The sequence below is a fragment of the Aeromonas sp. YN13HZO-058 genome (assembly GCF_001921245.1).
Taxonomy (GTDB): domain Bacteria; phylum Pseudomonadota; class Gammaproteobacteria; order Enterobacterales; family Aeromonadaceae; genus Aeromonas; species Aeromonas allosaccharophila.
In genome coordinates, this window is record NZ_MQSY01000064.1 from 91,418 (window position 1) to 109,509 (window position 18,092).

Consider the following 18,092-nt stretch of genomic DNA (forward strand, 5'->3'; position numbering starts at 1 on the left):
AATAGATTGGCAGTTAATTTGGTTGCAGTGTGTTGTTACAAATTATTTGTGGATAACCTTGCTTCAACCAGAGATGTGTCTGGCATATTTGATGCTCCACGACGTTCGACTTTCAATGAAGCGAACGCATTGGCAAAAATCAGTGCATCTTCAATCGATTTACCATTGGCGATAGAGGCAGCAAGCGATCCATTAAATGAGTCGCCGGCCCCGCTGCTATCAATTACGGCTGCCTTGTGCCCAGCCAAATGAAAGTGGCGGTTCCCGTTAAAATAGTGGCACCCTTTATCACCCAGCGTGATGATGACATGTTTAACCCCCAGCTTATATATTCTTTCTGCCGCCAGTCTGGCTGATTCATGATCATTGATAACAATGCCAGACAAATCAGATGCCTCAATCTCATTGGGGGTGATGATGTCGACAAAAGGCAATATTTTCTTCACGCTATCATTATATGGCGTCGGGTTGAGAATGGTCGTCGCACCACTTTTCTTTGCATAAGTTATTGCAAGTGACATGATGTTGAAGTTGTTTTCCAGTTGGGTCAAAAAAACGCGACAGTCACGAATATAATCGAGATCATGAATGATATCATCCACTGTGATGTGGCTGTTGGCACCCAAGTTAATTGCAATTTTATTTTCGCCAGAGGGTTGTGATACCAGAATGATGGCATTACCCGTTGGGTGCTCTGCATCCTCAAGAATATTCAATGAGGCAATATTGGCATTCGCCAGGTAGTTTTTGGCTCTATCGGCAAACAGGTCCTGACCTACCTTGATGGTCAGGTGGACCTGATCATTTATTTTTGCAGCCGCAATTGCCTGGTTTGCTCCCTTGCCACCACCATAATATTTAGTAGAGTGTGCCAGCACACTTTCCCCAACTTTTGGAAATTCATTTACTTCTAATACAATGTCAATATTGAATGATCCCAATATATAAATCTCTGGAGAGGTTTCATTGGCCCTGCTTACCGCAGGGTAACTCCTGGCCTTGGTGGTGGAGGGAGCCTCAAGCAGAGTCGATATATTGTTGATGGATGTTGATTCAAAATAGATGTCTTCATCATGTTTGATCAATCTGGCACCGCCATAGAACATTTCGCAAAGACGCTTGTCAGCTAGCGCTTGTAAATCATTGCGGATCGTTCTTTCGGTCACAGAAAAAGTACCGGCCAACGCTTTTACACTGACTTCTTTATCAATTATCAGGCGCGTTTTGATCAGGCGTTGTCGGTCATTTTTATTCATTCAATATGGATTCGCTAACGGTCATTAAAAGTGGTTTGTGGTCAGCATAATACTAATTGAGCAGAGGGTAAAAATGAATGGCAATCACACTTGATAATCTGGAACGGAAAGGAAATTTCCATTTCAATTGTTGTGTTTTCGTTGGGGCATGGTTGTTGGATGTTGCGCCATTACCTTAATGTGAAGGCTATCATACCTGTTTTGTTATTTAACGTTGCGCCATGTGCTCTCAATTATCATTTATGACGAGGTATAGCATATAACGTGTGATATTCAGGTAGCGTGGCTTGTTGTGGCATTACGCTGGCTATTTTCCAGATCCAGCAACATCTTTTTGATCTCCAATCCCCCCGCATAGCCGGTCAGGCTGCCGTTTTGGCCGATCACCCGATGGCAGGGGACGATGATCGAGAGCGGATTGCGGCCATTCGCCGCGCCCACTGCCCGCACTGCATCGGGTTTGCCGATAGCGCGGGCAATATCGCTGTAGCTGCGCGTTTCGCCGTAGGGGATGTCGCACAGCGCTTGCCACACCGCTTGTTGAAAAGCAGTGCCGCGAGCGGCAAGGGGCAGGGAGAAACGCTGCAAGCGACCGGCAAAATAGGCGTCAAATTCGGCGAGGAATGGGGCCAGAGCCTCGCGCTCTTGTTGCCAGCCACTCATATCGGGCAGTGCCCGCAGGCCCGCCACAAAGTCTACGTGTACCAGACCAGATTCATTGATGGCGACCAGCAGATCGCCGCAGCGGGTCGGCAGGATATTGTAGCGGATCATGGGGTTCTCTCCTGTTGTCGGGTATCTGGCTGTTGTTCGTTGCTGGTGGCATGGAGCAGCAAATTGGGCGCTTCACTCATGGCATGCCACAGCCAGCTGGCCGCATAGCTGCGCCACGGCTGCCACGCCGCGCTTTGCGCCAACACCTCCTTCACCGGCAGCTTGGCACCGCCTCCCAGTGCCTTTTGCAGCACCAGATCGGAGGCAGGGAAGGCGTCGGTATCCAGCCCGCAGCGCAGCCGCCAGTAAGAGACTGTCCACGGCCCTATGCCCGGTAGCGCCAGCAACTGCTCGTCACTGGCTGTCGTGAGGGTCAGTTCGCCGCTGGCTAGCGCCTCGGCCATTCCCCGCAGGGTGCGAAGGCGGCTGCCGGGCATGCCGATACCGTCGAGATCGAGTTCGCACAACTGGGCGGGGGTCGGCAGTTGCGCCACTCCGAATTGCGCCCCGGTGCGGGCTACCAGTCGCCCGAGCAGGGTGATGGCCCCCTTGACCGATACCTGCTGGCCGACGATGGCGCGCAGCATCACCTCGTACTCATCCCAGCCGGCGGGCAGCCGCACGCCCGGCCAGCGCGCCTGCAAACGGGCTAGCAGCGGATCCTGACCGAGCCGATCGCCGATCCGCTGCATATCGGCATCGAGATCCCACATCCGGCGCACCCGATACAGCAGATCGGGCAGCGCCGCGAGCGGCAGGTCATGGACGGTGAGCTGCAGGCTATGCCCCTTGCCCTGCGCGATGCGCACCAGCGCGACCTGATCGCCGACCCGGTAGCGCCGCTCATACACCTCGCCATCCACCCGTTCCAGCCCGGGGATCGCCCGCAGCCGGTAGAACGCCAGCATGGCCGCCACGTCATAAGGGGGGCGGTAGGGCAGTTGCAGCGTCAGGGTTGCGCCGCGCGGCTCCGAAACACTGTCGTCAGCCGTCTCGTTACAGTCCTCCTGCTGGCGCAAGGTGCGTGGGGCCATCCCATAGGCGTTCAGCCAGGCATCGTTGAAGCGGCGGATGCTGGCAAAACCGGCGGTAAACGCGATGTCGGTGATGGGCAGCCCGGTTTCGGTCAGCAGCCGTTTTGCGAGCAACAGGCGGCGCGTCTGCTCTACCTGTTTTGGTGAGGCGCCGAGGTGCTGCTCGAACTGGCGGCGAAGCGTGCGTTCGCTTATTCCGGCCTCTGCAGCCAGTTCGGCGAGCGTGCCATCAGCCAGCTCACCACGATCGATGTGCGCCAGCAGACGTGCCAGCTCACCCGGCAGATCGCCACGGGCGGCGGGGGCCAGCTCCGGCCGGCAGCGCAGACAGGGGCGCAGCCCATATTGCTCGGCGGCAGCGGCGCTTTGGAAGTAGCGCACATTGTGCTCGTGCGGTGGCCGTGCCGGGCAGACTGGCCGGCAGTAGATGCCGGTCGAGATCACGCCGGTAAAGAAGCGGCCATCGAAGCGCGCATCGCGGGCGAGCCGTGCGGCGTGGCACTGTTCGCGGCTGAGGGCGTTGATCCGCTCATCGTGTGACGACTCTGGGCTTGGCTTTGCATTCATTGCATGGCGCCTTTGCTGGGATATTTTGCTGGAACAGATGGCAAGAGAGTAAGGGGACGCGGGGGCCGTGACTAGCCAGAAACGGACAGGGATAGCAAAAATCGGCTACCCCGTCGTTTCACCCGGAGCGACTCGGCAGGGGGATTGACTCAACTTTATTTTCCTTGCGAGATTAGTGGTGTTGCAAGCTGATTAAAAATTGATAACAGATCACATAATTATCTTTTTCCCATTGAGATGAACGGTTTTGTGTTGTTCAATCGAGTCAGTTAATTTTTAGTGATTATTAAGTCGCGCTCTTTACGGCCAGCGGCCGACCAATAACAACAACACTTGCCAAGGATGATAAGTGAACGACTGTACGGCATGGCCCCATTGCCGGGGGTTTAGTCTGATCGAATTGCTGATCGCCATGACGGTTGTCAGCATTCTCGCGGCCATCGCGCTACCTGCATATCAGGGGTATCTGCAACAGGGACGTCGTTATGAAGCGCAGCAGCAACTGCTGGAGCAGGCGCTCGCCCTCGAGCGTATCTATACCCAACAGGGCCGTTATCCAGACACGTTTGACCCCCCTTCCAGCACGGATTTCTACCAGTTCAGCTACAGCCAGCAAGACGCTGGCGACTATCTGCTCAAAGCCATTCCTACGACGCGACAACAGGATGAGTGCGGCACTCTGACGCTCGATCACACCGGTTATCGCGCGGCCAACCGTCATGACTGCTGGGGATCATAAGATGAACGTGCGCGGATTTACCCTGATTGAGTTGATGGTCACGGTCGGCATTGCCGCCATCTTGCTGCTGGTTGCGGTGCCCTCCATGAGTCAGCGCCTCGCGGCCGAGCGGCTCGATCGCTCTGCTATCGAGCTCGCTTCTGCCTACCGTTTTGCCCGTAGCGAGGCGGTCAAGCTGACTCTGCCGGTGGTGCTGCAGGGCACCGAGAGTGGCGGTTGGGAGGTGATGGTTGATAGCAAGTTGCTGCGTCAGGCGGCAGCACCCGCTGGCGGCGTGGTGATCAAGCCGTTTGAGCCGATCCGGATCGCGCCAACCGGCAGCAGCCGCCACACCGAGATCACTCTGGCCAATCGACTCGGTGATCAGCGCGTGCTCTGTGTGGCGCCGAGCGGTCAGCTGTTGCAAGGGAGCTGCTCATGAGACACGCCGCGCCTGCTCGCCAGCAGGGTTTCAATCTGGTGGAGATCATGGTCTCCATGGTGTTGGCGGTGATGGTGTTTCTCGGTCTCGCCAAGGGGCAGATGGTCTCGTTGCAGCAGGCGCACTACAGCCTGCAGAGCACGCTGGCCACGATCGAGGCGAGCAACAGCGTGGAGCAGATCTGGAGCTCGCTGTGCGAAGTGCAGCGCAAGCCGGAACGGTTCACCCAGGCCGATTTTCTCGCCCGTTTCACCCTGCATGATGGCCACCGGCTGGTGCTGCCGAACCGCTACAGCGATAACTTTGTGGTCGCTATCGAGTGGCAGGATAAGCGAGTCTCCGGTGCCAAGCGGGTAGAGTTGAACGCAGGATTTCCCCCCCTATGCTGAGCATTCCTTCCCGACAGCGAGGCGTCAGTCTCGTCGAGCTGATGATCTCCATGGTGCTCGGCCTGATGCTGATACTGGCGATATTTGCCGGGTACGTGCCCATCAAGAGTACGGTCGAGCAGAGCAAGGCGCTGGAGCAGGCAAACGAAGTGCTGCGCTTTGCCACGCTGACCTTTACCAACAGCATCAAGCAGGCGGATCAACTGATTGCCGTCACCCCTGATCGCCTGACGCTCGTCTTCAAGGTGGAGGGGGGCAGTCAGGTGCTCTCCTGCCTTGGCAACCAGAAAACCGCCGATTTTACCGAGCAATACCGCTTCACGCCGCCGGTACTCAGTTGCGATGACGGGGACGGCGCGCGCCTGTTGCTGGCGCATCTTCAGGATCTTGAATTCGGCCAGCAGGGGACGCTGGTCAATATCCGCATCTTGCCCGAAGGGCTGCCCGGCTATCTGGAGCCGGGGGTAGAGGTGCAGGTGGCCCGTCGCAAGGCGGTCTGGGCGGCCGCGCTGGCCACATCCGGTGCCAACGCCACAACTGGGGGAGCAGGATGAACAAGGGATTGAAGAGGCAGCGGGGAGCCGTATTGCTGGTGGTGCTGGTGGTGAGCCTGCTGTCGAGTCTGTTGGTGTTTACCAGCATTCAGGAGAACCAGTTGCAGACTCGCCTGAGCGGCAATTTTCACAAGAAGATCAATGCGCAGCTGAGTGCCGAGCAGGGCATGAATGAGAGCTATCGCGCCCTGCATCAGGCGCTTGGCGCCGAACCGCGCATCGAGTGGGATCGGCTGGTGCAGAAGGTGCCGGGCAAGGGCGAAGGGGCGATGGCGGGTAGCCGCTTCAGCATCGAGCAGCTTGATACTGAAGCCGACAGCAAGCTGGCGCTGCAGAGCCATGGCCGCTATCTGGAGGGAAATGCCAGCCTCAACGCGCTGTTTGCCCTCAAGCGCGAACCCGGCAATCTCATCTTTCAGGACTCGGTGGTGGCGTGTGAAGGGCTGAGCCTCTCCGGCAGCGGTCTTATCGATAGCTATGACTCGCGTAAGGGTAAATATGGCGGCACCAATATCAACCAGAATGCCAAGGTGGCGACCGTTAGCGACAAGGCCAATGTGGTGCTTGATGGTCACTCCCCCATCTGGGGCGATGTGCGGGCGACCGGCTCGGTGACCCTGAACGGATCTTCCCCTATCTCCGGCAACGTGAATGCCGGGAGCGACGTCATTATCTCTCCCTCTTCGGACAAGATTGTCCGGGTCTCCGGTAATGTGAAAGGGGGCGGCAGTTTGACTCTGAAAGGGGGGCGCATCGGTGGCCAGGTGGCGGTCAATGGCAATGTCTCCATGGACTGGGGCACCAGCATCGACAGTGGCAAGCTCAGTTATGGTGGTGCGGGCAGTTTCAACGATCAGGCGAACCAGAAGTATCTGGACCCCCAATACCGCACCCATCCCAAGCTGCCACCGGTAGCCGGGCAGGTGTGTGACCCGCTCAATGTGGCCGCGCTGCCCAACTCTCCCAAGCTGGCCAATTTGCCACCGAATGGCCCGTTGACGCTGGGGGCCACCCAGCAGATGGTGCTGACTACGGATCCCTCCACCGGCTCGGTCACCAGCAGTAACCAGAACAAGCCCGGGCTGCCGCTACCCGGTAAGGGGGAGCTGTTTGGCAAGGAGCAGACCGTGTATCAGCTCGATAGCCTCAATATGGGGTCGGATGCCAAGCTCACCATCAAGGGGGATGTGGTGCTGCTGATCGGCAAGGATTTCACCATGGGTGGCAGTAACCAGTTGACGGTCGAGCCGGGCAGCAGCCTGACCCTGATCGTCAGCGGTAAGATCGATCTCGGGGCTGGAGCCGAGGTCACGGCAGGCAAGCAGGGGCTGACACCGGCAGGTAATCCGGCGATTTCCATCTATTCCGCATACAGTGGCAAGGATGGAGTCAAGCTGTCAGGCAATACCCCGCTCTATGCCGCCCTCTATGCTCCGCTCACCGAGATGAAGATCGCCGGGAGTGGCGGTCTGTACGGGGCAGTGCGCGCCAAGCATCTGACCGAGAGCGGTGCGGGCGGGGTGCATTATGACGAGGCGCTGGGCATGGCGGATATGGGTGAGGATCAGGGGCCGCCGCCGACACTGGCACTGCGGCAGTGGCACTTTGTGCAGTGAGGCTGGCGAGCCGCTAAAAAGGATCGAACGGGGCGCGCAACTGTGAGAAGGTGGAGATCTGTCCACCCAGCCGTTCACTATTGAGGAGTGCTCCATGCCAGGCCCCGCTCGTGCCGGTGCCCTGATCTATGCCAAGGATCCGGGCCTGCTGACCCAGTTTTACCGTACATTGCTGCAGATGGTGGTCTGCAGTCAGGATGAGCAGCTGGTGGTGCTGGAAAACAGCGATATCCAGCTGCTGATCCACGCCATTCCAGTGCCCTATGCCGAGCAGGTCGTTATCAACCGCCCGCCAGAACTGCGGGAAGAGGGGGCCATCAAGCTGTTCTTCACTGTCCCCAGCCTTGCCTGGGCAGAAGCGAAGGCGGCGGATCTCGGCGGCGGCCTGCTGCCACAGCAGTGGAATGGGCCCGGCTTTGTGGTGCGTAACGCCTTCGATCCTGAAGGCAATATCCTGCAACTGCGCGAGTTGCTGGGTTCCCCTGATCCCCTCTGAATCCTCTCTTTTTACAGCATGGTGGTGGGGCGTGCTGTGCCATGCACCGCCATAAAAATGAACCGCCATAAAAACGGGGCCCTGTAGTGGTCAACTAAAAAGGGCCCCGTTCTGCTGTTAGCTTACTGCGCTCATTACTTCAGGTAGCGCTGTTCCAGATGCTGGCGCAGCCAGTGCGGGTTGAGCGCTTCACCGGTGGCACGGCGCACCAGCTCGTCGGTGCTGTGCAGGCTCCCTTGTGACCAGATGTTGCGTCCGAGCCAGCCGAAGATCTCCGGCAGACGGCCCGCCGCGATCACCTCACCCATGGTGCCCAGCTCTTTTTCGAGCGCAAAGCGCAGCTGGGCGGCATACATGGCGCCCAGGGTGTAACTCGGGAAGTAGCCAAACGAGCCGTCGGTCCAGTGAATATCCTGCATGCAGCCATTGCGGTAGTTGCCCTTGGTGGAGAGCCCCAGCCACTGCTGCATCTTGGCGTCCCACAGCTCGGGGATGTCGGCCACCTCGATCTTCCCTTCCACCAGATCACGCTCCAGCTCGTAGCGCAGGATAACGTGGGCCGGATAGGTCACCTCGTCCGCATCGACCCGGATAAAGCCCGGCTCGACCCGGCTGTAGAGCCTAGCCAGATTGTCCGGCGCAAACGCCGCCTGCTCGTCGAAGTGGTGACGAATGCGTGGCGCCAGCAGTGTGAGGAAGGCCGGATGATGGCCCAGCTGCATCTCGCAAAACAGGCTCTGGCTCTCGTGGATTGCCATGGAGCGCGCCTCGGCCACCGGCTGACCCAGCAGATGGCGCGGCAGCCCCTGCTCGTAACGGGCGTGACCAGTCTCGTGCACTATGCCCATCAGACTGGAGACAAACTCCTGCTCGTTATAGCGGGTGGTGATCCGCACATCGGTCGGCACGCCGCCACAGAAGGGGTGACTGCTCACATCGAGGCGACCGTGGGCGAAATCAAAGCCGAGCAGTCCCATTACCTCCTGACCGAGCGCCTGTTGGCTCGGGATGGGGAAGGGGCCTTGCGGCAGCAGCAGTGCATCGCCCTTTTGCTGTTCGCTCACGGTTTGAATAAGGTTCGGCAGCCAGCTGGTGAGATCGCCGAAAATCTGATCGAGCCGTGCGCTGGTCATGCCCGGCTCATAGAGCGCCAGCATGGCGTCGTAGGGGCGCACGCCAAGCGCATCGGCTCGCAACTGAGCCACGTCACGGGAGAGTTTCACCACCTCCTCGAGATTGGGGGCAAAACCGGCCCAGTCGTTGTTCTTGCGCTGGCTGCGCCAGGCGTGCTCGCACTTGCTGCCGGCCAGCGACAGCGCTTCGACCAGCTCACCGGGCAGCAGGCTGGCATCTTGCCACTGGCGCTTGATCTCGCCGAGGTTGGCGCGTTGCACTTCATCGAGCGGCTCGCTCTCGGCCTTGGCTATCCAGTCGCCGAGCTCGGGAGCTGTGCGCTTCTGGTGGATCAGCAGACCGAGTTCGGCCATCGCTTCGGCGCGAGCATCGTTGCCCCCTTCCGGCATCATGGCCGCCTGATCCCAGCCGCAGATGGCGGCGAGGTGGCTAAAGCGGTGGATCTGCTGCTGATGTTGTTCAAGCTTTTGATATGACATGGGATTGTCCTTGTTATCGTCCCTGATGGTATGCCGCCCCGTACCTGGCATGATCGGGGCCGTTCGATGCTAACACCGCCGCCGCATCGTTGACCACCTTCACGCAGGCGGGCCAAAGGCGTGGGGGCGAGAGGCGGGTTAGCCGAGCCGCTTCTGGTGCCGTTCGCGGTTTTCCGCTTTTTTGCGTTCGCTTTTGCGCAGCAGCACGTAGAGGGCACCGCTGCCGCCGTGGCGACGCTCGGCGCTGTGGATCGCCATGACGGCGGGCAGTTGCGGCAACCAGGCGCTGACATAGCTTTTCAGCAGGGCGCGCGGGGTGCTGCGCTCCCCCTTGCCGTGCAGGATAAGCAGGCAGCGGATATCCCGGACTTCACAATCCGCAATGAACTGCACCAGCGTCTGGCGCGCTTCGTTGAGGGTTTTCTGGTGCAAGTCCAGGCTGGCCTGAAGCTCGTATTTGCCGAGCCGCAGCTTCTTGTAGACCCCCTCCTGCACCCCATCACGCTTGAAGCCGACGATCTCGTGCGGATCGCGCATCTCGATGGCCTCCATGGTGAGGTGGTCGAGGGCGAGTTGCTCGGCGGTGGCAGCCTGACGGCGAGCGAGCTGCGCCTCGGTCGGGACGGATTTGGCCGCATGGGGATGGATGTTGTCGCTGCGAATGGGCCGCACGTCGGCCACTTCATTCATAAATAGCGAGAGTTCGTCGTTATGAGACACGGCAGGCTCCCCATAAGAAAAAGTGGCGGCCATTATAACGGCCGCAACCGGCACGGAAAACGGGGAAAGGGGGAAGGGGATAAGAGGGGGCAACGTATGGGCACTGGTGCCGTCTGGCCCGGGAATCACAGTCGCGAACAATAAAACAGCACAGGCGGTCAGTGTGAGCTGCCGCCTGTGGTCAGAGGATTATTTTCCCTCTTTGGGCTGTTGAGAATGGGGTTGCTGTGAATGAGGCGGTTGCGAGTGCATTACCTTGTAGATGAAGTAGGCCGCGTAAGAGCTGATGAGCAAGAAGGTGCCGATAATCACCAGCATCGACATCAATCCCACGCTGTTGCCAAACATCAGGTCCAGCCAAAAGTCCATTTTATTGCTCCTGTCACCCGGTTGATGACAGGCATGATAAATACCTCTTTGCCCCGTCCGGGATGATCCCGATCAACTCCCTTGCAGGTTGTTTAATGACCAGCACGATCTGTGATCGTTCTCACTGGACTCCTTGCTACCGAGCCTGCACAGGGCCCGGTGTGGTGAGCGGGGTAATGCGCCACCCTTGCTGCTCCAGCAACGCCAGCAACCCCTGTTCGCCGTAAAGGTGCAGGGCGCCTACCACGATAAAGCTCTCGTTGGGCAGGGTGGACCATTTTTTCAGCCAGTTGTGGTTGCGCTCGGCCAGCAGGGTCTGCTCCATCCAGCTCTGTAGCGCGGGGGGCGCCATCTCCTCCTTGAGCAGATTAATAAGCGTCGCCTCATCTCCCTGCTGCCACGCCTTCATCACGGCGGCGAACCCACTCTCCAGCATCGGTAGCTCATCCAGGGTGCTGGCGAGCATCAGGGTCTGGTTGTCACCCACGCTGGCCAGATAACCGAGCTGCTCCAGCAGGGTTTCAAAGCCCACCACCGGTTTGCCCTCTCTGGCGGCCCGGGTGGCAAAGTGCTGGTCTATCCCTAGTTCACTCTTGAAGTCGGAGCGGGCCATGGCGGCCTGAGTCAGGGTAATGGCCGCAAACCAGGGGCGCAGGGTGGCGAGGGTCGCCTCGTCGATGCCATAGCGGGCGCCCGCCATCAGGGTGCGTTGATAGAGCTCGGAAGGCAGATGATCCTTGAGCGGTTTGCCATCCACCAGTTGGGTGAGGGAGCCGGTCTGTTGCCACTGATCCGGCGTGATGCTGTTCATGTCCACCTCCATCACCAGTGCTCGGCTCTGCATCCAGGCGCGCTCGACCGGCTCGGGCAGCGGATAGAGGGCTGGCTTGCCCGCATGGATGGAGCCCTGCAGCCAGTGTTGCTGGTTGCCCTTGCTCACCCGATAGAAGGCGGGATCGGCAAAAGCGTGCAGCGGTAGCAGCAGGCAGAGCAGGAAGGCAAAGAGGGTGCGATGAAATCTCATTGGGGATCCTTAATATGCGCCGGGTGACTTCTCTTGCTGACAATAGCTCCTATGATAAGTCCTCATTTCAGATAACCAAGAGGTTTGCCATGCCCCATCTTCGTTTTCGCGCCGTGACGCTCGATACCCTGCAACAGGTGAGCGTCCCGCTGCTGGCCGAGCTTTGCGAGCTGACCGGCGGCAAGCCGGAGTTTGTCACCATGGAGCGGGTGGAGAGTTGCTGGATCCGTAACGGTGAGCCAGAGGCGGGATTTCCGTTTGTCGAGTTGCACTGGTTCGAACGGCCGCAGGAGATGCAGGATGCCGCCGCGCGCCTTATTACGCGCCATCTGAAGCAGGTACTGGGGGAGCAGACCTATGTGGTGGTGCAGGTGATCCCCCTGGTCAAGAGTGCCTACTACAGCAACAGTGAGCACTATTGAAGAGCGGGATAAACAAGGTTGGCGGATTGGATCACGCCGCTATACAGCTAACCCAATCCGGGCGGCAGGATGCTTGTCGTCAATCACCGGATCAGGCCGATTTGGCCAGCAGTTTGTCGAGCCAGCGAGTGGGCAATACCCGTCGCAGGAAGGCAAACAGCCGGGTCGGAGTGGTCACCGGATAGCGCGCCTTGGGATGGGCGTGGGTCAGCGCATGGAGCAGCGGCGGGATGCAGGCTTCGCTGGAGAGGGTAAAGCCGCTGGTGGCCCCCTCTTTTTCCAGCCGCGTCAGGGTCTGGCGGTAGGCCGACTGATGGCGGCTCTGGGCCGGATCGATGTGGCGCAAGAAGGCGCTGCGGGCATTGGCACGAAAACGGGTATCGATGGGGCCCGGTTCAATCAGGCTGATGTGTACCCCGCTTCCCGCCAGTTCGAGGCGCAGGGTATCGCTATAGCCTTCCAGCGCAAACTTGCTGGCGTTGTAGGCGCCGCGATACTTCATGGCAACCAGCCCCAGTACCGAGCTGTTCTGCACTATCCGGCCCTCTTTGGCCTCCAGCATCGGCGGCAGCACCTGACGGATCAGATGGTGCCAGCCAAACAGGTTGGTATTGAATTGCTCCCTGAGCGCCTCGGTGGGCAGATCTTCCAGCGCCCCGGGTTGGCCATAAGCGCCATTGTTGAACAGGCCATAGAGGCGCCCGCCCGCCAGATGGAGCGCCGCACTGGCACCCAGCTCTATGGAGGCGGGATCCGCCAGATCCAGCTGTACCGCCAGCAATCCCTGTTGCTGCAAGCGGGCCACATCTTCCGCCTTGCGCGCCGAGGCGATCACGGTAAAACCGTGCTGCCCCAGCGCCTGTGCGGCGGCGAGGCCAATTCCGCTGGAACAACCGGTGATCAGAACAAAACGGGGCATGATGGCGTCCTTGTGACTGCTGACAGATGCGTGCGGGCTGGTGAGCGGATAAAACCCTTATCCGGCTCGCATGTTAGCCTGCTAACCGGAAAAAAGAAAACCGGGCCAAGTGGCCCGGTTTGCTGACATCGTATTGCCTGATTACATGATGGTAAACGGCATGATGATGTGGAACTTGACGTCATGCTCGGAGGTGAACATGTTCGGGTAGTACCAGCTTCCCTTTTCGTCCTGTTCGTTGTTGTAATCGGTGTAGTGCAGTTTGAACAGGGTGCCTTTCAGCTTGCCATCTTGTACGGTGTACATAACATCAAAGTTGGCGGCCCACTCTTTACCACCAGTGACGGTGCTATAACCATCTTCGGCATCCCAACCGTAGGCACCGGATACACCGACAGACCAGCCAGGCGCACCTACCAAGTCATCCAGCGAGCGAGTCACGCCGAAGAACAGCGCTTTCTCGTTGTTTTCGTTCCAGTCGGAGCGGGAGTCCCACCAAATTTCGTTGGCACCCTGGGAGTTGCCGTAGCCTTTTGTCAGACGGGGCAGGTAGTTACCCATGTCGCCTTCTGCCTTGGTCCACATACCTTCCAGACGGAAACCGTACTGGGCGTAGTTCCAAGCCGCAGTCAGCGCTTGTTGCCATGCCAGACCATCGTAGTCATTATTGTCGGTGTCAGAACCGTAGAACTGATAGCTGGTGGAGAGGCCGCCCAATACGTCAAACTTGTGAGCCAGTTTGAAGTGGTAGCTGTCCATGTAGCCTTCGGACTGACCGAAGGAACCAGTCACAGCAGTACCATTCTCGAAGGTGTAACGTGCGGCTAGAGCATGGATGTAATCGATTTGATTTTCGTCAGAGTATTGATTAGCTGCACCCGCGTAGTTACCGGCTTTGGAGAAACCATTGGTGTCTTTAAACCAAGGGGCTTTGTATTCATCTGCGATAGCATAGGTCAGGTAGAGACCGCCGAAGTTGCCTTCAATTTGGCCACCACGATAGGTACCCGGCTGATAAGACCAGTTAACGCCCATTACACCCGGGACATAAAGCTGGGTCAGGCCACCTTTGGCTGTGATTGCACCGTCCATGAATTTCAGTTTCAGTGCAGCATTGGAGAGGCTGGCGCCATTTTCAGAATGGCCATCACCTTGTGACCAGCTGTTACCCCAGAAAGAGAACTCGTTCTCTTCGTTAACAGGGTTACTTTCGTCAACAGCAAGGTTAGCCGCTGCAAAACCGCCTACATCAACACCGATCGTGTCCCACGCATAACCAGAGTTAAAGTTCAGAGCAGCTTGAGCTGTGGAGTGGCTTAGATTGGTGTGGTACTGACCGTCACCTGCACCTTGTTTGCGGTCACGCTCACGCTGGAAGTAGAACAGGCCACCGCTCAGTTTGGCATCATCGGCAAAGGCCTCATAGGATTTGCCGTAGGTTGGGCTCATCATGTCCTGAGCAGCCAATGCCATGCCGGGGGCGACCAGAGCGGCTACCACAGCGGCACTCAAAGCGGCGCGCTTGAAGATCACTTTTTCCATTTTTATTGCTCCTGATTTTATGGACTTAGCTTTTTTTTCCGGCAGTTGGCATCAGGCCTACCGCTCGGTATTGGCATTGCAATCAAAACCCCGAAGGGCAAAAAATCTTGTCTTGGTTACCTGCAAACCCGGATGTCTTGGCACATCTGTAGTTCGCAGTCCTGATCATCACATGTTGTTTTTTTATGTTCCGATTCTTGGCTATCGGACAACTCCAAGAGTACGTTCGCGGTGCGAAATATCAATGAAAAGTTCCCTCAACGTTTCAAAAGTATGACCGAGTGCAAATAATCATGGGCAAGGTCGTAAACAGCCTCGTGGCAGGTATCACGGTAATGAAAGCGTTTTCTTGTGGCTGCGACCAGCGCCAGTGCGGGTTTTCATACTGCAGCGGGGAAGGGCGCAGTTAACCGGCAGGTAACAGATAATTTTGTGGCGCAAAAAAACTTTCCCGCCAAGGGAGGGAAAGTCGCTTGGCAGGGAAGTGGGCGATAAGAAGCAAGGTCAGCCTTGCTGGCCGAGGATGCGGGGGATCTGCTGCGCCTGATGATGGATATGGGACGAAACCTGCACCGAGAGCTGACTCACCTGCCGGGCATGCTGATGGATACGGGCGATCAGATCAGCAAAACTGGCCAGCTTGTGCTCCTGACTTTTGGCGTTGTCGGCCCCCTGCAGGGCGATGACTGCGGTGTTGCGGGCGATCTCCCGTACCGCCCGGGTGGTCTGGCGCAGTTGCTCCGCCTGTGCCCGCTGGCGGCTTGACTCGCTGGTGATCCGGTTCAGCACGGTGCCAAGCTGTTCACCGGATTGGGTCAGACGCCCCAGAATATCGGTGATCTGGTTGAGGGATTGCTGGGTATTGGCCGAGAGGTGGCGCACTTCATCGGCGACCACGGCAAAGCCGCGCCCCTGCTCCCCCGCGCGGGCCGCTTCAATGGCGGCGTTGAGGGCCAGCAGGTTGGTCTGCTGAGCGATATGACCGATCACATCGACAATGGCCGTCACATCGGCAACCGAGCGGGTGAGGGCTTGCAGCGCCTCATCGCTCTCATCAATTGCCAGTCCGGTCTGATGAGTGGCGTGCAGCATACTACCCACCAGATCTTCGCTCTGGCTCATCGCTTGTTCGTTATGGTGGGCATGCCGGGCGATGTCGGCGGCGACCTGATGGACCTCTCCGGCCAGCTGGTTCAGCTCATCCATCATCTGACCGCTCTCGTCGACCACCTGTTCGGTGGTGCGGGTGCTGTGGTGGATCTCGTCAACCTGGCTGACCATTCCTTGCAGGCTGAGGGATACCGCTGACAGCTGCCCCTCTTTCTGTTGCTGATCCAGTTGCAGGCGGCCGATCAGCCGGTTGTAGCTGGCAACGATATCGGCCAGCTCGTTGCGATCGCGCCCGGCAGGCAACGGCTCGGCCTGCCCTGTCTGATCGAGCTGCATAAAGGCACGGCGCAGTCGCAACAAGGGGGCGAGCAGCCAGCGTCGTTGCACCAGCGCAAACAGCAGGGCGACCACCACCAGACAGAGCGCCAGCGTGCCGAGGATGGTGGCCAACTCCTGATTGACAGCTTGCCGCTTGCGGGCAAGTTGCTCCCCCATCTGCCTGGTCGCTTGCAACATCGCCATGATGTCTTGTTGCACGGCCTGGCGGCCAGCCTGTTGCTGTTGCAGCGCCGTGCGGCTGTTGGCCAGCTCCTGCGGATAGCGGCCCAGCAGCGAGCGCAATTCGCTGCGCGGTTGATCTCCCAGCTCCTTGCGCACCGGCTCCCCTAGCGTGAACTCATCGGCGGGCGCCTCTTCATAAAGGCCGAGCAGTGGCAGAGCTTGCAGCGCTTGCGCCTGTTTTTGCAGCGCCTCTAGCTCGAAGCGGATCCCCTCGAGCAGCTTCTCGTTGCCCTGCTCCATATAGCTTTGGCGCAAATGGGCGAGGCGAGGCAGGCCCGCCAGGATTTCGGTCGCACCGTTGCGATATTGCTGCGCTACGGCAGCGTGTTCGCTGCTGGCGCCTTGCTCCCCATAGCGGATCAGCGCCATGGCCTGGCTGTCCAGCTCACTCTCTGCATTTTGCAGCAGCAGTTGGCTGTTGCCCGAGAGCTTGCCTGCGGCCTGATAGTCGTGTGCGATACGCTGTGCCATCTGTTCGAGTTGCAGCCTGAGCGGGGCCGCCACGGCATCATCCTGAGCGGCCAGCGAGGAGAGTGCTTGCTGGCGGATCTTCTCTGCCGCGGTCAGTTGCTGCGGATCGCCGCTGTTGAGGTAGTCCCGCAGACTGTTTTGCAGGGTCACGGTCACCCGTTGTTGCAGCGTTTCGTGCTGATGCTGGGCCTGATTGGTTCGTGCAAGCTGTTGCCAGCCGTGGTAGAGGGCCAGCGCCTGTCCTCCCGCGACCAGTAACAGAACCAGAGAGGAGAGGGTGGCGTAATGGGCGATTTTCACGGGGTGATTCCTGTCAGCACAGACCATGGGGGAGCATGGCCCGAGCCTAACCAGGGATGGTGGCGTTTTTATGACAGCGTGGGTCAGGTGGCCCCATTTTGCCGAGTTAACTGGCTGGGGATGCCTGCGCGTTGTTGCGTGGGCCCAGCATACCGAGCAGGGCGCCCCCCATGATCAGGGCGCCAGCCAGCAGATGGCGCGAGGTCAGCGTTTCTCCATTGAGCAACACCAGCAGCAAGGTGCTCAGCAGCGGTGTCAGGTAGGCCAGCGCCCCAATCCGCCGTGGGTCTCCATCCCGCAGCGCCAGATACCAGGTGACAAAGGCGGCCCCCATGGGCCCCAGTGCCAGCCCGATGATCAGCCACCAGTCACTGGTGGGGATCTGCGCGAGCGGCAGAGGCCCTTCGAGCAGACGAGCGAGCAGCAGCGCCAACAAACCTGCGGGCAGGCAGGCTGCCGCAGTGACCACGGCGGGGGCTGGGGGTAGACGGCGTGACAGCACCGAATAGGCTCCCCAGACGACAGCCGCGCCCAGCGCCAGCAGGTATCCCGGCAGATAGGCCTGCTGCAGTTGCAGCTCGCCGTTGACCATCACTAGGATGGAGCCCGCCAGACCAAAGGCACCAGCCAGCAGGTGACGGGCATGGAGTGGATGGCCGGGCAGCAACAGCGGGGTGAGCAGAATGATGCAGAGCGGCCAGAGGTAGTTGATGAGGTTTGCCTCCAGCACCGGGGCATGGCGAAAGCTCATAAAAAGCAGCAGATGGTAGAGCAGCAAGGCCGTAACCGTCACCAGCCAGGTAATGGGGCGAGCGCGCCATTGGCGCCAGAACGGCAAGGCCCCGACCCCGCAGAAAAACAGCACCAGCCCGACCAGCACCAGTGGTGACACGCTGGTGACCCGTGACGTCAGCGCCGCCAACGAGGCCCACAGCACAATAGTCAGCAGTGCAAAACCGGTGGATCTATCCCACCAGGAACAACCGGACATCCAACACTCCTTTGCAAGACGGCGCAGGGCTCGGCCATCAAGGACAAGCCAAAGAGAAGCAGTCTATCAGAGAGCGTGCATGCTCTGAATGCAGAAAGGAGAGGGTCATCACCGCTGGTTGGCAGGCTAGATTCATTGTCGCCAAAAACGACCAAGGGGTTGGCATCGTGATGATGCCAACCCCTTGGGAAGGTGCGAACAAGTCCCTGATGTGAGATCATGAGTCCCACTTGGCATCAGGGATAAGGTTCAGCATGAGTCACC

18 protein-coding genes are annotated in these 18,092 nt (G+C 58.9%); 7 read left to right on the top strand and 11 right to left on the bottom strand.

Annotated elements, in window-relative coordinates:
* Positions 1-35: 35 nt before the first annotated feature.
* The 3 genes from BSP75_RS17700 to BSP75_RS17710 all read right to left on the bottom strand — a co-directional run bounded on the left by BSP75_RS17700 (position 36) and on the right by BSP75_RS17710 (position 3,571).
* Positions 36-1,256: a PfkB family carbohydrate kinase gene (locus tag BSP75_RS17700; RefSeq protein WP_075114067.1), complete on the bottom strand. Its 1,221-nt coding sequence runs from the start codon at positions 1,254-1,256 to the stop codon at positions 36-38.
* Between the two features lie 273 nt (positions 1,257-1,529).
* A complete protein-coding gene (locus BSP75_RS17705; RefSeq protein WP_075114068.1) occupies positions 1,530-2,030 on the bottom strand; it encodes a methylated-DNA--[protein]-cysteine S-methyltransferase in 501 nt (166 codons plus the stop codon).
* A complete protein-coding gene (locus BSP75_RS17710; protein WP_075114069.1) occupies positions 2,027-3,571 on the bottom strand; it encodes an AlkA N-terminal domain-containing protein in 1,545 nt (514 codons plus the stop codon). The genes BSP75_RS17705 and BSP75_RS17710 overlap by 4 nt, the downstream gene beginning before the upstream one ends.
* A 349-nt stretch (positions 3,572-3,920) precedes the next feature.
* Here BSP75_RS17710 and BSP75_RS17715 point away from each other — a divergent pair, with 349 nt between their 5' ends.
* From BSP75_RS17715 to BSP75_RS17740, 6 genes are all read left to right on the top strand, one after another.
* On the top strand, positions 3,921-4,310 hold the full coding sequence (locus BSP75_RS17715) for a type IV pilin protein (protein ID WP_075114070.1): 390 nt from the start codon (positions 3,921-3,923) through the stop codon (positions 4,308-4,310).
* A 1-nt stretch (position 4,311) separates the two neighbouring features.
* Positions 4,312-4,731 (top strand): GspH/FimT family pseudopilin, encoded by a 420-nt coding sequence (locus tag BSP75_RS17720; protein WP_075114071.1) that lies wholly within the window; start codon positions 4,312-4,314, stop codon positions 4,729-4,731.
* Entirely contained in the window at positions 4,728-5,120 is a 393-nt protein-coding gene (locus BSP75_RS17725) for a prepilin-type N-terminal cleavage/methylation domain-containing protein (protein WP_075114072.1), read from the top strand. The genes BSP75_RS17720 and BSP75_RS17725 overlap by 4 nt, the downstream gene beginning before the upstream one ends.
* Positions 5,114-5,674 carry a prepilin-type N-terminal cleavage/methylation domain-containing protein gene (locus BSP75_RS17730; RefSeq protein WP_075114073.1) on the top strand — a complete coding sequence of 187 codons (561 nt, stop codon included), beginning with the start codon at positions 5,114-5,116 and terminating at the stop codon, positions 5,672-5,674. Before BSP75_RS17725 ends, BSP75_RS17730 begins: the two co-directional genes overlap by 7 nt.
* Complete coding sequence (locus BSP75_RS17735) at positions 5,671-7,290, top strand: polymer-forming cytoskeletal protein (protein ID WP_075114074.1); 1,620 nt, start codon at positions 5,671-5,673, stop codon at positions 7,288-7,290. Before BSP75_RS17730 ends, BSP75_RS17735 begins: the two co-directional genes overlap by 4 nt.
* A gap of 94 nt (positions 7,291-7,384) precedes the next feature.
* A complete protein-coding gene (locus tag BSP75_RS17740) occupies positions 7,385-7,786 on the top strand; it encodes a VOC family protein (RefSeq protein ID WP_075114075.1) in 402 nt (133 codons plus the stop codon).
* A gap of 134 nt (positions 7,787-7,920) precedes the next feature.
* Here the strand turns inward: BSP75_RS17740 and BSP75_RS17745 are convergent, their stop codons facing one another.
* From BSP75_RS17745 to BSP75_RS17760, 4 genes are all read right to left on the bottom strand, one after another.
* The gene (locus BSP75_RS17745) at positions 7,921-9,399 is read right to left on the bottom strand and encodes a carboxypeptidase M32 (protein WP_075114076.1); all 1,479 of its coding nucleotides are present in this window, start codon (positions 9,397-9,399) and stop codon (positions 7,921-7,923) included.
* A 138-nt stretch (positions 9,400-9,537) separates the two neighbouring features.
* Positions 9,538-10,119, bottom strand: a complete 582-nt coding sequence (gene smrA, locus BSP75_RS17750) for a DNA endonuclease SmrA (RefSeq protein ID WP_075114077.1) — start codon at positions 10,117-10,119, stop codon at positions 9,538-9,540.
* A 189-nt stretch (positions 10,120-10,308) separates the two neighbouring features.
* A complete protein-coding gene (locus tag BSP75_RS17755; protein ID WP_005338733.1) occupies positions 10,309-10,488 on the bottom strand; it encodes a DUF3149 domain-containing protein in 180 nt (59 codons plus the stop codon).
* A 136-nt stretch (positions 10,489-10,624) separates the two neighbouring features.
* Positions 10,625-11,512, bottom strand: coding sequence for a TraB/GumN family protein (locus BSP75_RS17760; RefSeq protein ID WP_075114078.1), 888 nt, complete (start codon positions 11,510-11,512; stop codon positions 10,625-10,627).
* Between the two features lie 89 nt (positions 11,513-11,601).
* Between BSP75_RS17760 and BSP75_RS17765 the strand changes: the two genes are divergently transcribed.
* Complete coding sequence (locus BSP75_RS17765) at positions 11,602-11,934, top strand: DUF1904 family protein (RefSeq protein WP_075114079.1); 333 nt, start codon at positions 11,602-11,604, stop codon at positions 11,932-11,934.
* Between the two features lie 91 nt (positions 11,935-12,025).
* Here the strand turns inward: BSP75_RS17765 and BSP75_RS17770 are convergent, their stop codons facing one another.
* The 4 genes from BSP75_RS17770 to BSP75_RS17785 form a co-directional block, all read right to left on the bottom strand.
* On the bottom strand, positions 12,026-12,853 hold the full coding sequence (locus BSP75_RS17770; protein WP_005343603.1) for an SDR family oxidoreductase: 828 nt from the start codon (positions 12,851-12,853) through the stop codon (positions 12,026-12,028).
* A gap of 141 nt (positions 12,854-12,994) precedes the next feature.
* Positions 12,995-14,395, bottom strand: a complete 1,401-nt coding sequence (locus tag BSP75_RS17775) for an OprD family outer membrane porin (protein ID WP_075114080.1) — start codon at positions 14,393-14,395, stop codon at positions 12,995-12,997.
* Between the two features lie 504 nt (positions 14,396-14,899).
* The gene (locus BSP75_RS17780) at positions 14,900-16,837 is read right to left on the bottom strand and encodes a methyl-accepting chemotaxis protein (protein WP_075114081.1); all 1,938 of its coding nucleotides are present in this window, start codon (positions 16,835-16,837) and stop codon (positions 14,900-14,902) included.
* 106 nt (positions 16,838-16,943) lie between these two features.
* The gene (locus tag BSP75_RS17785) at positions 16,944-17,828 is read right to left on the bottom strand and encodes a DMT family transporter (RefSeq protein ID WP_075114082.1); all 885 of its coding nucleotides are present in this window, start codon (positions 17,826-17,828) and stop codon (positions 16,944-16,946) included.
* Between the last annotated feature and the right edge of the window lie 264 nt (positions 17,829-18,092).